General features: G+C 74.1%; 12 protein-coding genes. 4 read left to right on the top strand and 8 right to left on the bottom strand.

Features of this window, described 5'->3' with window-relative positions; translation table 11 throughout:
- Positions 1 to 5: 5 nt before the first annotated feature.
- From WME85_RS49755 to WME85_RS49730, 6 genes are all read right to left on the bottom strand, one after another.
- The gene (locus WME85_RS49755) at positions 6 to 2,051 is read right to left on the bottom strand and encodes a DCC1-like thiol-disulfide oxidoreductase family protein (protein WP_437832371.1); all 2,046 of its coding nucleotides are present in this window, start codon (positions 2,049 to 2,051) and stop codon (positions 6 to 8) included.
- The gene (locus WME85_RS49750; RefSeq protein WP_437832368.1) at positions 2,048 to 3,148 is read right to left on the bottom strand and encodes a tryptophan 2,3-dioxygenase family protein; all 1,101 of its coding nucleotides are present in this window, start codon (positions 3,146 to 3,148) and stop codon (positions 2,048 to 2,050) included. Before WME85_RS49750 ends, WME85_RS49755 begins: the two co-directional genes overlap by 4 nt.
- Positions 3,149 to 3,491: 343 nt before the next feature.
- A complete protein-coding gene (locus tag WME85_RS49745) occupies positions 3,492 to 4,175 on the bottom strand; it encodes a hypothetical protein (RefSeq protein WP_437832366.1) in 684 nt (227 codons plus the stop codon).
- Positions 4,176 to 4,239: 64 nt separating this feature from the next.
- Positions 4,240 to 4,818, bottom strand: a complete 579-nt coding sequence (locus WME85_RS49740; protein WP_437832365.1) for a hypothetical protein — start codon at positions 4,816 to 4,818, stop codon at positions 4,240 to 4,242.
- Positions 4,819 to 4,940: 122 nt separating this feature from the next.
- Positions 4,941 to 5,273, bottom strand: a complete 333-nt coding sequence (locus WME85_RS49735; protein WP_437832363.1) for a hypothetical protein — start codon at positions 5,271 to 5,273, stop codon at positions 4,941 to 4,943.
- Between the two features lie 124 nt (positions 5,274 to 5,397).
- Positions 5,398 to 6,867, bottom strand: a complete 1,470-nt coding sequence (locus tag WME85_RS49730) for an MBOAT family O-acyltransferase (protein ID WP_437832361.1) — start codon at positions 6,865 to 6,867, stop codon at positions 5,398 to 5,400.
- 229 nt (positions 6,868 to 7,096) lie between these two features.
- Here WME85_RS49730 and WME85_RS49725 point away from each other — a divergent pair, with 229 nt between their 5' ends.
- From WME85_RS49725 to WME85_RS49715, 3 genes are read left to right on the top strand one after another with little or no spacing between them, the layout of a single operon-like run.
- Entirely contained in the window at positions 7,097 to 7,654 is a 558-nt protein-coding gene (locus WME85_RS49725; protein ID WP_437832358.1) for a hypothetical protein, read from the top strand.
- Between the two features lie 2 nt (positions 7,655 to 7,656).
- Entirely contained in the window at positions 7,657 to 8,466 is an 810-nt protein-coding gene (locus tag WME85_RS49720; RefSeq protein WP_437832356.1) for a polysaccharide deacetylase family protein, read from the top strand.
- A gap of 46 nt (positions 8,467 to 8,512) precedes the next feature.
- On the top strand, positions 8,513 to 9,256 hold the full coding sequence (locus tag WME85_RS49715) for a SirB1 family protein (protein WP_437832354.1): 744 nt from the start codon (positions 8,513 to 8,515) through the stop codon (positions 9,254 to 9,256).
- Between the two features lie 119 nt (positions 9,257 to 9,375).
- Here WME85_RS49715 and WME85_RS49710 read toward each other — a convergent pair whose 3' ends face one another.
- Positions 9,376 to 11,100, bottom strand: coding sequence for an ATP-binding protein (locus tag WME85_RS49710; protein WP_437832353.1), 1,725 nt, complete (start codon positions 11,098 to 11,100; stop codon positions 9,376 to 9,378).
- A gap of 97 nt (positions 11,101 to 11,197) precedes the next feature.
- Here WME85_RS49710 and WME85_RS49705 point away from each other — a divergent pair, with 97 nt between their 5' ends.
- Positions 11,198 to 13,780 (top strand): PAS domain S-box protein, encoded by a 2,583-nt coding sequence (locus WME85_RS49705; RefSeq protein WP_437832350.1) that lies wholly within the window; start codon positions 11,198 to 11,200, stop codon positions 13,778 to 13,780.
- 30 nt (positions 13,781 to 13,810) lie between these two features.
- Here the strand turns inward: WME85_RS49705 and WME85_RS49700 are convergent, their stop codons facing one another.
- Positions 13,811 to 15,298, bottom strand: a complete 1,488-nt coding sequence (locus WME85_RS49700) for an amino acid permease (RefSeq protein WP_437832348.1) — start codon at positions 15,296 to 15,298, stop codon at positions 13,811 to 13,813.
- Between the last annotated feature and the right edge of the window lie 116 nt (positions 15,299 to 15,414).

Genomic DNA, 15,414 nt, shown 5'->3' with positions numbered 1-15,414 from the left:
GCGCCTCAGTTCGGTTTGTTCGGTCGGGCGAGGCTCGGCGAGAGGGGCAGGGGCCGGTCGCCGAGCCGCCCCATGCCGCCGCGCGAGTGCGCGAAGAGCTTCTCCCGCTCGAACGTGCCTGACGCGGCCTCGCCCGGCGGGGGGGTCGGCGCGGAGACCCAGTAGGCGTCGAAGCCCGAGAGCGACATCTCGCGCCCTCCCTCGGCCGAGAGGGGCCCGCCCTTCGCGAGGTAGTCGCGGAAGGCGCGCTGGAAGTCGACCCACTCCGGCCGCCGGATCCGGTCCATGTAATCGGACCAGAGCTGGCCGAGGCGCGCCGCGGGGTGCCCCGCCGGCTGGAGCCGCGGCTCCTCCCCGGTCAGCGGATCGATCGGCTGCGACGCGCGCGTCTGGCCGTCGATCACCAGGAGCCCGCTGCTCCGCGGCGGCTCGGGCGCCATCACGTCCCACTTCGCCAGCATGCGCGGCCACGACGCCACCCCCGCGAGCACCCTCCCCTGCGGGATGGCGGCCGCCCCGGGCAGCGGGTTCTCCTTCGCCGTCTGCGCGAGCACCGCGGCGAGCACCACGAGCACCGCCGCCTCCCGCAGCGACCCCAGCACGAGGCGCGCCGCCCGCACCGCGGGCGCGGGCCGATCCGGCGCGGCGCCCTCGTCGTCGCCGTCCGCGTGGCTCTCGTCGAACAGCGGGATCCCGCACGCCTGCTTGCCGAGGAGCATGCTGATGTGGTGCCGGCGCGTCGCGACCACCTCGTAGAGCACGTTCAGGAGGTGCGAGATGCCGGGCAGCTTGAGCGGCAAGGCGAGCCAGCCGAACGGCAGCGCCAGGAGGCCCTCGGTCACCGCGTCGCCCTGCGTGTGGACGCGCCCCTTCCTGTCGATCGCGAGCACCGTCCGCTCGACGAGCTCCGCCGTGACCTCCTTCGGCATCGGCACGCGCTCCGTCGCCCCGGTCTGGTTGCGCACGTAGAGCTCGTCGAGCGCGCCGTTGCCCTGGAAGGCCACGTGCCCCCGCAGGTCGAGCCGCTTGATCGTGCGGCACAGCGTGAGGCAGAGCCCGCAGTCGGCGTCGTACACGAGCGTGCGCGCCCGCCGCTCGTTCCAGGAGCGCTCGTACACGTCCCAGAGCTCGCCGGGCAGCACCAGCGCCGCCGCGGCGGCGAGCGACCAGCCGAAGAGCCCGAAGTCGAAGAAGCTCCCGAGGATCAGCCCGTGCACCACCATCAGCGCGGCGGCGATGCCCCGCGTCCAGCGGAAGAGGGCGGGGACGAAGAGGAGCACCGGGATCGCGATCTGCATCGCCCAGGTCCCGAAGGTGAGCCCGCGCAGCGTGCCGAGCGGCAGGGCGTCGCGGAGCCACGCGCCCGCGTCGCTCGCCCAGCGATCGACGTGGAGCGCGTAGTAGAACGCCGACCCGTCGCGCCACGCCTCGCCGCGCTGCTGGAGCGCCGTGCAGAGGTAGATGAGCGCGAGCTGGACCAGCACGGCCAGCGCGGCGAGCGAGGTCGGCGACCAGCCGGGCAGGCGCTCGGCCGCGATCTCGGCTTCCGACACCCTCGACCTGTCGTTCAGCTCCGTGTCGCGCTTCTCGTCCCGGAGCGCCAGCGACGTGCGCAGGCTGTCGAGCGAGAAGCGGCTCCCGAGGGGCAGGAAGGCGGTGAGCGCGAGGAGCGCGATCGCCGCGTAGTTGCCGGCGTTCTCGAGCAGGATGTTCCTCGACGTCAGGCTCACGAGCACCACCAGCGCGAGCACGTGGAACACGCGCGTCCGGTAGCCGACGAGGAACAGGGCGTAGACGAGCAGCGCGAGCGCGAAGGCGAAGTGCGCCTCTCCCACCGTCGAGACGGCGTGGAGCAGGCTGAAGACCTGCTGCTTGCCGCGGAGGTTGAAGAGGTGGTTGTGGTTCGGGAGGACGCCCTCGTTCGAGTAGAAGTCCCGCACCCATCGCCACCGCGCGAAGAGGTCGGCGATGAGGACCAGCCCGAAGGTGACGCGAAAAAGCCCGAGCGAGCGGGCGTCGATCCGCAAGAAATGATCGCGAAGTGATTTCACGGAGAGTCCTCGACCCGGAATCCGTAGTCCGATGCGTGCTCGAGCGCAGGGACGCTCGGCTGTCGCAAAAGAAGGGAGCGCACTGTCCAGAGATCGCCGAAGACGCGGTAGCGCAGCGCGGTCTGGTCGAGGTAATCGACCCCCGCGGACCCGCCGGTGCCGGTGCGCCGGCCGATCACCCGCTCGACCATCCGCGCGTGGCGCTGCCGCCAGATGAGCATGGCCTGCTCCATCTCCAGGATGCGGTCGAGCACCTCGCGCGGCCACGCGAGCCGGGGCAGCTCGCGGTAGCTCTCGATGAAGACGATCGCCGCGCGCACGGCCCGGCGCTTCTCGCAGGTGGCCGCGTCGGCGTCCGGGTCGTCCTCGGCGAGCAGGAACGCCTCGGCGTTCGCGTTCTCCGCCTCGTAGCGCGCGCGGAGCCGCTCGACGTCCGCCGCGGTGAGCGCCTTGTCGATCGCGATCTGGACCCGGCGCTCGTTCTCCTCGCGCATCGAGCGCATGTAGTTGCGCAGGAAGCGCAGGACCGCGCCCGGGTCGCTCGAGCCGTCGATCGGCGTCCGCGAGAGCCACTCGTACAGGAAGTGCTTGAGGCTCGGCCCGCTCGCGAGCCGCGCCTCCAGCCGCCGCGTCGCGGACGACGACGAGCCGTCGGCGGTCTTGAGCGCCTCCTTGTAGCTCCCCTCCCGGCCGAGCGGGATCCGGACCGCGTCGTCGAGGCCCAACACGACCTCGATCTCGCGCAGCTGCGCCGACTGGAAGCCGCTCGCGGGGATCAGGCGATCCCGAAAATCCAGGTAATCACGGGTAGTTAGCGTCTCCATCACCCGGAAGTGCTGGATCGCCTGCTCGAAGATGGTGACGACCCGCCGGAACGAGCGCGCCGCCGAGGCGAGCTTCTGGTCGGGGACGGGGTTCTGGCGGAAGAGCTCGCGCGCCGACGTCAGCTCGCGGAGGATGAGCTTGAACCAGAGCTCGTAGATCTGGTGGACGACGATGAAGAGGGCCTCGTCGTTCCCGACCTTCTGCTCGTCGTCGTCGAAGCCGCCCTGGAGCGCGAGCAGCTCCTCGACGTGGATGTAATCCCAGTAGTTCATGTCGTTGGCGATCGCGGGGCCTGCGGCCCCGGGTGCCCGCGCCGCCTGCCCGTTGCAAGCGCTGCGCCGGCTCCCGCGAGCGGCGCGGGGAGTCTACTTCCCGCCCCCCCGAAAACGGAAGCGCGCCGGCGCGGTTCGCAAGGAAAGCGCGCCGGGCGATCGCGTGTTCACCCCTGATCGGGCGGCGGCGCGAGCCGCGCGCTCGCTACCGGGCGGCGGCGCAAATCACGCGCTCGCTACCGGGCGGCGGCGCGTGCCGCGCGCTCGCTACCGGGCGGCGGCGCAAATCACGCGCTCGCGGCGCGAGAGCAGCGCCGGCCGAGACGCGGGGCGAGGCGCGCCCTCAGGGGCTCGCGGCGCCCGGCGGCGGCTCGGCCGGCGCGCGCTGCAGGCCGTCGGGGCCCACGTCGACGGGCGGCGCGTAGCTCTTGAGCTCGGCCTTCTCGTAGCTCGCGCCGCTGGCCGCCTCGAGCGCCACCACGCCGACGTCCGGGCAAAACGTCGACACGTAGCGCGCCGGCCTGTCGCCGAGGCGCTCCTCCACGGTCTGCACGCACCCCGTGAACCGGCCTGCGGGCACCTCGACGGCGGCGTCGACGGCGGCGATGCGGGCGCGGCCGCCGTGCTCGCCGGTCCACGTCGTGCCTGGCGCGATCGGCTCCTTGAGCACGTAGACGCCCGTGTCGCTGCGGACGACGCCCTCGCCGGTGAACTCGAAGCGCTTCACCCCCGACGGGAACCGGAGCTCGCCGTGGCGCTCGTCCGCGCGGTGTACGCGGGCGACGAGGAGGCCCTGCTCGCCGCCCTCGCTCATGGTCACGTAAAGGTAGATGTGCCCGTCGACGAGCGGGAAGTAGCGCTCGGCCCCCGTGCCCGAGGAGGCGCCCTTCTGGCCTTCGGGCGCCGCGTTCCACGCCGCGGGCCGCGCGGCGCCGGGGGTACCCCCGCAGCCGAGCAGCGCGAGCGCGAGCGCGGCGAGCCGGCGCGCGCGGGCGCGGCCCGGGGGACGTGCGCTCGCGGCGCTCACCGCGCTGCCTCCCCGGTCGTCACGGGCGGCGTCGTCACGGGCGGCGTCGTCACGGGCGGCGTCGTCACGGAGACGCGTGGCTGTGGGACCAGTACCAGAGCGACAGGAACGCGAGCAGCGCCACGGCCGCGACGAGCAGGGCGACGGCGAGCGGGTCGGGCTCGATCCGTCGCAGCAGCGCCCGCGCCGCGCGGCGGACCTCGGCGCGCTCGGCCTCGGCGCGCTCGGCCTTGGTGCGCTCGGCCCCCTGCGCGTCGAGCGGCCGGTAGGGATGCCTTTCCGCCGGAGCCGCGCCGTGGAGCTCGTCGGGCCCGGCCCCGCTCAGAAGCCGCTTCGCGCCGGCCCGGACGAGCGCGTAGTCGCCGCGCTCGAACGCCTGCTCGAGGCGCACGAGCTCGGGGTTGCGCGGGAGCGCCGGCGCGGCGCTGCCCAGCGGCGACGACGCCGCCCCGCGCTGCCTCGCGCGCTTCTTCGTCCGGCGCCGCGGCTCGGCCTTCCCGTCCGCCGGGGCGCTCGGCTCCGGGTCGGCCGGCGCTGCCCCTCCGGCGTCGGCCGGCGCTGCCCCTCCGGCGTCGGCCGGTGCGGCCTCCTCGGCGTCGGCCGGCTCGGGGCCGTCCGGATCGGCCGGCGCCTTCGCGGTCACGTGCAGCTCCCGGTTGTGATGATGAAGGCCATGACCGAACCCCTGCGGCGGATCCTCGAGATGCCGCAGGCTACCTCGATCCCGGGCGCAGGCGCCCCAAAAAAGGCCGGGAAACCCGCGGCCTACTGGTGGTCCCGCCCCCGGTCGACGTCGATCGGCTCCGGGCGATCCCGCCAGGGCACGGCCGCCTCGCCCTCGCCGCTCACCACGCAGCGCAGCCCCTCGCACGCGGCCCGGTAGTACGCCTTGCGACCGCAGCCCACGGCCTTGAACTGCCCGCCGAGCTGCTCCTCGACGCGGACGTCCTTGTCCGCGCAGTCGAGGTCGGAGGTGGCGCGCGACCGGACCATCGGCATCGCGTTCGAGGGCACGTTGCCCACGCTGCACGCCGGCGAGAGCGCGCCGGCGAGGAGGGCGGCGAAGGGGGCGAGGGCGGCGAGAGGAGACGGGCGCACGGTGCGAGCGTAGTGTACCGATCCGCTCGAAATCCCGAGAAATGCACCGCGGCGCAAATCGCCGCGCCGCGCCGCGCCGCGCCGCGCCGCCCGGTTCAGCCCGGCGCCCGGATCAGAACGGGAATCAGAACTGGAAGTAGACGAACGGCACGGCGGCCGCGCTCGCCGCCTCGTGGAGCCCGATCGCGACGAGGAACAGCAGCGCGCCCTGCACCGGCGCCGGCGCCACGATGAAGCCGGCGCGGACGCGCTCGTAGAGGCGCTCCGGCACGTAGTGCGACGCGAGCGCGACCCCGAGCAGCGCGACCAGCACGGGCGGGAGGTTCGGGTGGAAGGTCGTCAGCGTGCCGATCTGCCGCAGGATCAGCACGGCCTGCGAGAAGCTCGGCACGCGGAAGAAGATCCACGCGAGGCAGACGTAGTGGAACGTCAGCAGCACGCAGAGGGCGTGGAGCGGGAAGCGGAGGGGGGACGGGCGCGCCGCGGCCTCGCGGTCCTCGCCTCGCCCGCCCCGGCGCTGGACGGCGCGCTGGAACGCGCGCGTCGCGGCGAGGCCGAGGCCGTGCAGGAAGCCCCAGAAGACGAAGTTCCACGACGCCCCGTGCCACAGGCCGCCGAGCAGCATCGTGATCATCAGGTTGCGGTACGTCGCCAGCTCCGAGCCGCGGTTGCCGCCGAGCGGGATGTACAGGTAGTCGCGCAGCCACGTGGACAGCGAGATGTGCCAGCGGCGCCAGAAGTCGGCGAGGTTCCTGGCCTTGTACGGCGCGTCGAAATTCTTCGGGAACCGCACCCCGAGCAGGAGCGCCGAGCCGATCGCGATGTCGGTGTAGCCCGAGAAGTCGCAGTAGATCTGCGCGGCGTAGCCGTAGACGCCCGCGAGGACCTCCAGCGCCGAGTAGTTCTCCGGGCGCTCGAAGACCCTGTCGACGAGGTTGAGCGCGAGCTGGTCGGAGAGCACCACCTTCTTCACGAGGCCGATCGCGATGAGGAACAGCCCCTCGCCGCCCTGCTCGCGGGTCAGGCTCGGGGCGCGCTCGAACTGCGGCAGGAGGTCGCGCGGGCGGACGATGGGGCCGGCGACGAGGTGCGGGAAGAAGGCGACGAAGAGCAGGTAGCGGGGGTAGCTCTTGTGCGGCGGCAGCTCGCCCCGGTAGACGTCGATGACGTAGCTCATCGACTCGAACGTGAAGAACGAGATGCCGACCGGCGGCAGGAGCACCCGGAACGCGTGGCCCACGCTCGCCGGCTCGCCCGTGAGCAGGGCGCGGAGCGCCGCGACGTTCTCGATCGCGAAGTTCCAGTACTTGAAGAACCCCAGGAACCCGAGGTTCAGCGCCACGGTGGCGATGAGCATCGCGCGCCGCGCCCGGGGCCTCGTCTCGCGGGCGATCGCGCGCGCGAGCAGGAAATCGACCGTGGACGAGGCGAAGATGAGCGGCAGGTACCGCCAGTCCCAGGCCGCGTAGAACCCGTAGCTGACGAGCAGCAGGAACACGAGGCGCGGCCAGACGCCGGCGATCCGCACGAGCGCCCACGATCCGACGAAGACGGCGGCGAAGAACTCGGCGTAGCGAAGGGTGTTGAAGAGCACGACCGGTCGGAGCCCGGGTCAGGCCGCCGCGAGGGGCGCGGCGCGCGGCAGGGCCGGGGCGCTGGGGGCTGTGGGGGCTGTGGAACCGTGAAACTGTGATGGCGCTGCCCTGGCGGCGGGCGCCGCCCGGGCGGTGGGCGCCCTCTACCACGGCGCGGCGCCGCGCGGTTGGGCTCGCGGCGCCGCGCCATGTTGAACAGCGCCCGGCGTCGTGCCAAGGATGGATCTGATGCTGGGTCGCCTGATCCTCGGGATTGTGAAGGGGCTCATCGTGGGGGGCTTGCTCGGGTTCGGGCTGGCGAAGCTCGGCTACGCGGCGCCCTTCGCGATCATCGCCTACCTGGCCGCGGCGCTCGCCGGGGTGCTGGTCGGGCTCATCGCGGGCAAGCCCATCTGGGCGAAGGACGCGAAGATCGAGGCGGGCATGAAGGCCTTCGTCGGGGCGCTGCTCGGCGCCGGCCTGATGTACGCCGCGCGCCGGTGGCTGACCGTGCCCGTGCCGGTGCCGCTCGGCGAGCTCGGGGGCGCGAACCTGTCGCTCGGCGAGGCCGCGGGGAGCGCCGGGACGTTCGGCGGCCTCGCGGTCACGTCGCTCGCCGCGATCGCCGCCCTCCTCGGCGGCTTCTACGAGGCCGACAACGACCCTTCGGACGAGGCGACGCCGGGCGCCAAGCCGGCGGCGAAGGCGGCGGCCGGCGGCAACAAGCGCATCGCCGCCGCCGCCGCGGCCGACGATCTCGAGGACGACCTCGAGATCGAGCCCGAGAAGAAGCGCGCGAAGAAGTAGCCGTGCCTCTCGCGCGGGCGCTCCTCTACGCGGCCTCGGCGGGCGCGCTCGCGCTCGTCGCCCGCTCGCTCTTCGTCGCGCCGGTGCCCCTCGCCGTCGCCTGCGCGGCGGGCCTCGGGTACCTCGCGCTCGTGCACTGCGGGGTCTTCTTCCTCGGGCTCGGCATGTTCGTGGACGTGGTGAAGCGCGGCCCGCCCGGCGCGCGCGGGGTCGCGCTCACGTTCGACGACGGCCCGAGCCCGGAGCACACGCCGCGGGTCCTCGACCTCCTCGACGAGGCCGGCGTGAAGGCGACGTTCTTCGTCATCGGCCGCAAGGCCGAGGCGCACCCCGAGCTCGTCCGCGCGATCGCGGCGCGGGGCCACGCCGTCGCGCTGCACAGCCACGCGCACGACCGGCTCTTCTCGCTGCGCTCGGCCCGGTACGTCGAGCGCGACCTCCGCGAGGGCCTCGACGTCATCGAGCGGATCACCGGCGCCCGCCCGGCGCTGTTCAGGCCGCCTGTCGGTCACACAAGCCCGCGCATCGCCCGCGTCGTCGACGCGCTCGACCTCGACGTAATCGGCTGGTCGGCGCGGGGGTTCGACGGGCTCGCCGGGGCGAGGCCCGAGCGGGTGGCGGCCCGGGTCATCCCGGGGCTCCGCGACGGGGCCATCGTGCTGCTCCACGATGCGGCCGAGCGCGACGATCACGCGCCCGCGGGGGTCGCCGCGCTCCCGCGCATCCTCGCGGCGATGAGCCAGCGCAACCTGGCCGGGGTCCGCGTCGACGCGTGGCTCGACGAAGGCGCCGGGGACGACGTCGCGGCCTAGACCATCTCTGTCAGGTGGCGCTACGCTCCGTCCGATGCCTGCGCCGGTGAGTCTGACGCTCTTTGCGCATATCGCCGCGAGACCGGAGGACGAGCTCGACCTCGCCGAGGCGGCTCTCCTCATCGACGACGCCGCGTACCCGGGGCTCGACATCCCCCATTACCTCGGCGTCCTCGACCGCCTCGGCGGCGAGGCGCGCCGCGCGATCGATCGGCCCTGGCGCTCGCCGGAGGCGACGCCGGGCAGCGGCCCCATCGAGGCGCTGCTGCGCTGGTTCTACGGCGAGCTCGGCTTCCACGGCAACACGGGCGACTACTACGACCCGAAGAACAGCTACCTGCACGAGGTCCTCGATCGCCGGACGGGCATTCCCATCACGCTGGCGGTCGTGCTCCTCGAGGTGTGCTCGCGGGCCGGCATGGAGGCCCAGGGCGTCTCGTTCCCGGGTCACTTCCTGGTGAGGACGCCGGTCCGCGGCGGCGTGCTGCTGATCGACCCCTTCGAGGGCCGCCTGATCGGCCGGGACGACCTGCGCGCGCTGCACACCCGCGCCACCGGCGCCACGCGCGACCCGGATCCGCGGCTCCTCGTGCCGGCGCAGAAGCGGCAGATCCTGGTGCGCATGCTGAACAACCTGCGCTCGATCTACTCGAGCCGCTCGGACGCGGCGCGGCTGCGCAGCGTGCTCGAGCGGATGCAGGTGCTCGCGCCGACCGAGGAGCTGCGGAAGGAGCTCGACCAGCTCGGCGGCGAGCGGCCGTGGCCGTCGTCGGGGCGCGTGGTGAACTGACGCGTGGACGCGGGCCGGCGCGGACGCGCGAACGCGGGCCGGCGCGGACGCGCGGACGCGCGGACGCGCGGACTGACGAGCGCCGGCGCGACGGCGAGGAGCGGCGCTCCGCTGCCGCGTCACCCCTCGCGCGACCCCACGGCCGGCAGCAGCACCACGAACCGCGCCCCGCCCTGCTCGCCTCGCTCCACGCCGATCGAGCCGCCGGCCGCCTCGACGAGCCCCCGGCACACGGCGAGGCCGAGCCCCGTCCCCTCGCCGACCTGCTTGGTCGTGATGAACGGCTCGAACAGCGTGTCGCGCACCGCCTCCGCGATCCCCGGCCCGTTGTCCTCGACCTCGATCCGCGCGGCCCCGTCCGCCCCCCGCGACGCGCGCACCGCCACGCGCGCACCACCACGCGCGCGCGGCACCGCGTCGGCCGCGTTCAGGAGGAGGTTCAGCAGCACCTGCACGAGCCGCCCGTGCGACAGCGGCACGCGCGGCACGTCGGGCGCGACGTCCCGCGCGAGCTCGACCCCGCGGAACGCCTTCTGCGGCGCCACCAGCGAGACGACGTCGTCGATCGCCTCCGCGACCGACCCGGAGGGCTCTTCCCCCGCCTCCGCCGCCTCCCCGGCGCCGCCCGCCGCCGGCCGCGCGAAGTCGAGCAGGTCGCGCAGGATCCGGTGGATGCGCTCCGTCTCGCGCTTCATCCGCTCGACGAAGTCGCGCTCCTCCGCCGGCGTGAGGCCCCCCGCGAGCAGCAGCTCCTGGAGCCCCAGGATCGCCGCGATCGGGTTGCCGATCTCGTGCGCGAGCCCCGCCGAGAGCCGCCCCACGGACGCGAGCCGCTCGGAGCGGACCAGCCGCTCCTGCGCGCGCTTCAGGTCCGCCGCGTAGCGCTCGACCTCCGCGATCTTCGCCCGCAGCGACTCCTCGTCGGCGCGGAGGCGGCCCGTCATGAGCGCGAGGCTCGCCCCGAGCTCCGCGAGCTCCCGCGCGCCGGCCTGCGGCACCTCGAGGTCGCGCGCGCCGCCGGCCACGCGGTGCGCGGCGCGCGACAGCGCGTCGACCGGCCGCACGACGAGGCGCGTCATCGCGATGTACGCGAACACGAGCAGCCCGAGCGCCATCACCCCGGTGTAGAGCGCGACGATCCGGACGAGCGGCGCCGCGGCCACCGTCGACGGGTCGGTCGGCACCAGCACGGCCACGGAGCCCACCTGCGCGGCGCCCGCGCTCGGCGTGGCGCCCGCGCTCGGCGTGGCGCCCGCGCTCGGCGCGGCGCCCGCGCTCGGCGCGGCGCCCGCGCTCGGCGTGGCGCCCGCGCTCGGCGCGGCGCCCGCGCTCGGCGTGGTCGACGGCGCGCCCGCGTGCTCCGGGACGATCACCAGGATCGCGCCCCCGCGCGCCGTGCGCGCCGACCGCAGCACCTCCGCGCCCGCCTCCACCGAGGCCGGCAGCGCCGCCGTCGCCTCCGGCTCCCCGGCGCGGTCCACGAGCGCGCCCGCCGCGTCGTAGACGCCGATCGCCGACGCCCCGTCCGGCCCGAGCTGCGCCTCGAGCAGCAGCGAGAGCTCCGGCGCGGGCCGGTTCACCCGCGCCGCGGCGACGTGCCCGGCGATCGCGCGCCCGATCGCGCGGGCGCTCGACGCGCGCACGCCGCCCATGGTGGCCCGCGTGAGGCTCGCCACGGCGAAGAAGAGCGGCACGAACGCCAGCACGAGCAGCGCGCCGAGCGCGAAGAGGAGCTGAAGCCGGATCCCGAGCCGCACGTCGTGTCCCTGACCCTCCGCGCCATCCTCGCAGATCCGCGGCGCGGCGCGCGGGTGAGGTGGGCTGTCGAGCCGCCTCGACCTCACGCGATCGCCGCCTCTCGCGCGCTGCGGGAGGCCTGTGCGCGGGCGCGGGCGCGCGGCGGGCACGGGGCGCGCCGCGACCGACATGCTAGCCTGATACGTGAGTTGTCCGGCGGGCGAGCTCCAGGGTCGAGCCAGAGACGCGCAGCGGGAGCAACTGGACTCATCCCTGCAGAGCCCGGCGCTCTCCGAGGACGACCTGGGCGCGCCGGCCGGTGACCGGTCCGCGTCGGCGCTCCTCGGCGCGCCGGAGGCGCTGATCTGGGAGGTGCGGGGCGACGCGATCGAGCTGCCTTCGGTGCGCGCGCCGGCGAGGGAGCTGTTCGGGCACGCCGCCGAGCGCTGGGCGTGCGACGAGGGGCTCTTCTGGCGACAGCAGCACCCGGAGGACCGGCCGCGGCTGCTGGCGCTGGCGCGCAAGGTCCTCGCGGAGGGGACGAGAGAGCGCATCGAGCACCGCTTCCTCGCCGCCGACGGGCGCGTCGTGTGGCTGAGCAGCGAGATCGTCCGCCGCCGGGACCCGGCCGGCAGGGCGCTCGTCGTCTGCGGCCTCTCCACGGACGTCACGCGGGCGAAGGTCGCCGAGGAGGCGCTCCGCGAGAGCGAGGAGCGCGTGCAGGCGCTGCTCGAGTCGACCGAGCAAGGCATCTTCGGGCTGGATCGCGCGGGGCGGTGCACGTTCGCCAACCGGGCCTGCGTGCGGCTGCTCGGGTACCGCGACGAGGCGGAGCTCGTCGGGCGCACCATGCACCAGCTCGTCCACCACACGCGCTCGAGCGGCGCCCCGCTGCCCGAGTCGGAGTGCCGGATCTGCCGCACGTGCCGGAGCGGGGAGGCCGCGCACCTCGAGGGCGAGCCGCTCTTCCGCGCGGACGGGACGAGCCTCCCCGTCGAGTACTGGTCGCGCCCCGTCCTCCGGCAGGGGGAGGTCGTCGGCGCCATCGTCACGTTCATCGACATCACGGAGCGGAAGCGGGACGAGCAGCTGCTCGCGGTGCAGGCGCTCACGAGCGCGCTCCGGGCCGAGGTGAGCGCGGCGCTGTCCCACCCCGGCACGATGCGGGAGCTCGTGCAGCGCTGCGCCGAGGCGATCCGGGGGCACCTCGACGCGGCGTTCGCGCGCATCTGGCTGCTCGACGAGCGCGCGCAGGTGCTGGAGCTCTGGGCGAGCGCGGGGATGTACACGCACCTCGACGGCGCCCACAGCCGCGTCCCCGTGGGCCGCTACAAGATCGGCCGCATCGCGGAGGAGCGCCGGCCGCACCTGACGAACGACGTCCCGGGCGACCCGCAGGTGAGCGAGAAGGAGTGGGCGCGGCGCGAGGGCATGGTGTCGTTCGCCGGATACCCGCTGCTCGTCGAGGAGCGGCTCATCGGCGTCATCGCGATGTTCGCGCGGACTCCCCTGCACGGGCGGGTGCTCGACGCGCTGGGGACGATCGCCGACATGGTCGCGCAGGGCATCGAGCGCAAGCGCGCCGAGGACGCGCTCCAGCGGAGCGAGGAGCGGCGCGCCGCCGAGCACGCCGTGCTCCGGCGCATCGTCGAGCAGAGCGGCGACGGGATCGTCATGGTGGACGAGCGCGGCGTCGTCCGGCTGATGAACCCCGAGGCCGAGCGGCAGCTCGGGCCGGCCACGGAGCGCGCGATCGACGCGTGGGCCCTGACGACGGCCTTCTTCACGCCGGACGGCGCCCCGATGCCGGCCGCGGAGACGCCGCTCCACCGCGCGCTGCGCGGGGACAAGGTGGAGAGCGCCCGCTGGCAGGTCCGGCGGCCGGACGGCTCGGCGCGCGTGCTCTCCGCGAGCGCGTCGCCGCTGCGCCGGGCGGACGGCGCGCCCGCCGGCGCGGTGATGAGCACCCGCGACGAGACCGAGCGGCTCCGGCTCGAGCAGGAGCGCGAGCGGCTCCTCCGGCGCCTCGAGGAGGCGGTCCAGGTGCGCGACGAGTTCCTCTGCGTCGCGTCGCACGAGCTCAAGACGCCGCTCACGGTGCTCGTCCTCCAGGTGGAGAGCCTGCGGCGGGCGATCCGGCTCGGCCAGGCCGCCCAGGGCATGGAGCGGCTCGACCCCAAGCTCTCGACCATCCACCGGAGCGTCTTCAGGCTGAGCGACCTGGTGAACGAGCTGCTCGACGTCACCCGGATCTCCGCGCGCGGCCTGCCGCTCCACCTCGACGACTTCGACCTCGTCGCGCTGCTCCGCGAGGGCATCGAGCGGTTCCAGGAGCCGCCGCGCCAGGGCTCGTGCATCCGCCTGCTCGGCTGCCCGGAGGTCGTCGTGCGCTGGGATCGGGCCCGCATGGAGCAGGTGATCACGAACCTCCTGTCGAACGCCGTGAAGTACGGCGCCGGCGCGCCGATCGACGTGCGCGTCGAGGCCGACGCGGAGCGGGTCCGGTTCGCGGTGCAGGACCGCGGCATCGGCATCGCGCCGGGCGACCAGGCGCGCATCTTCGAGCGGTTCCAGCGCGCGGCGTCGGTCATGCACTACGGCGGGTTCGGCCTGGGCCTCTGGATCGTGCGGCTCATCGTGGAGCAGCACGGGGGCGCGGTGCGGGTGGAGAGCGCGCCGGGGCGCGGCGCGACGTTCTCGGTCGACCTGCCCCGCGCTGTCGCCGGGGCCGGCGCCGCGGCGCCGGCGGAGGGCGAGCCGCCACGGGGGTCCGCGCCGCCGGGGTAGGGCGCGCGCGATCCACGCCCGTCGCCGACGTTACTGGCTCTCCGTCAGCGCGCTGTGCTTGCGGCTGTAGCCGAAGTAGATCGCGATCCCGAGGAGGAGCCAGACGGCGAGGCGCAGCCAGTTCTCGGTGGGCAGCGAGAACATGAGGATGCAGCAGATCACGATCCCGAGGATCGGGGTGAGCGGATAGAGCGGCACCCGGAACGGACGCGGCGCGTCCGGCGCCTTCCGCCGCATGACCAGGACGGCCGCGCAGACGAACAGGAACGCAAGGAGCGTCCCGATGTTGACGAGCTCCGCCAGGATCCGCAGCGGGAGGAGCGCCGACAGGCTGGCGACCACGAACCCGGTGAGGAAGGTGGACTTCCACGGCGTCCTGAAGACCGGGTGTACCGCTCCGAAGAAGCGCCTCGGCAGGAGCCCGTCGCGGGCGATGGCGAGCAGCACGCGCGGCTGGCTGAGCATGAGCACGAGCAGCACGGAGGTGATCCCGGCGATCGCCCCGAGGGAGATGATGAACTGCGCCCACGGGAGGCCGACGCGCGCGAAGGCGTCGGAGACGGGCGCGTCGATGCTCAGCTCGGTGTAGGGCACCATGCCCGTCAGGATCGCCGCGACGGCGACGTAGAGGACCGTGCAGATGACGAGCGAGGCCACGATGCCGATGGGCAGGTCGCGCTGCGGGCGCTTCGCCTCCTCGGCGTGGGTCGAGATCGCATCGAACCCGATGTAGGCGAAGAAGATGGTCGCGGCGCCGGCGAGCATCCCGAGCGGCTCTCCCCCTTTGCCTGTCTCGCCGAAGATCGTGTGACCGAAGAAGCTGAGCCCCCCGAGCCCGAACGGCGCGAACGGCCGCCAGTTGTCCGGGTTGACGTGGAACGCGCCGACGGCGACGACGAAGAGCACGACAGCGAGCTTGAGCGCGACCATCACCGCGTTGAACGTCGCGCTCTCGCGGATGCCCTTGAGCAGGATCACCGTGACCGCGGTCGTCACGAGGATGGCGGGGAGATCGAGGATCGAGCCCGTGGGCACGAACTCGCCGAGCGCCGGATTGTAGTCGAACGGCGCGCTCCTGAGCTCTCTTGGCAGCTCCACCCCGAAGATCCCGATGAAGTCCTGGAAGTAATGGGACCACCCGTGCGCCACGGCGGCGGCGCCGACGGCGTACTCGAGGACGAGGTCCCACCCGATGATCCACGCCGGCAGCTCGCCGAGCGTGGCGTACGCGTACGTGTAGGCCGAGCCCGCGACTGGCACCATCGCCGCGAACTCCGCGTAACAGAGGGCCGCGAACACGCAGGCGAGCCCCGCGACGACGAAGGACAGCATCAGCGCGGGACCGGCCTTGTCGTGCGCGGCCTGACCGGTGAGCACGAAGATGCCTGTCCCGATGATGGCGCCGATCCCGAGGCTCGTGAGCTGCAGCGGCCCGAGGGCGCGCCGGAGGCGGTGCTCCCCTTCCAGCTCCTTCTTCAGGACCGACAGCGGTTTGCGGACGAACAGCCGACTCCCCATGACCTTCGGTGCGCTGGCTCTCGGGCCCGGCCCCGGCCACGTCAAGCCAGAGGCGGCCCGAGGCGCCGCCGGGCGAGCCGAGCTTGCCCGCGCTGCTCAGCGCTGCGGCGAGGTGC

Source organism: Sorangium sp. So ce1153, from assembly GCF_051521595.1.
GTDB lineage: Bacteria > Myxococcota_A > Polyangia > Polyangiales > Polyangiaceae > Sorangium.
Note: the sequence above shows the minus strand (reverse complement) of the source record. Positions and strands in the feature narration are given on the sequence as shown.

Excerpts from the sequence above, each read along its gene's own strand:
- WME85_RS49725 (WP_437832358.1), top strand. The coding sequence starts at position 7,097 with ATGCTGGGTCGCCTGATCCTCGGGATTGTGAAGGGGCTCATCGTGGGG.
- WME85_RS49700 (WP_437832348.1), bottom strand. The coding sequence starts at position 15,298 with ATGGGGAGTCGGCTGTTCGTCCGCAAACCGCTGTCGGTCCTGAAGAAG.
- WME85_RS49750 (WP_437832368.1), bottom strand. The coding sequence starts at position 3,148 with ATGAACTACTGGGATTACATCCACGTCGAGGAGCTGCTCGCGCTCCAG.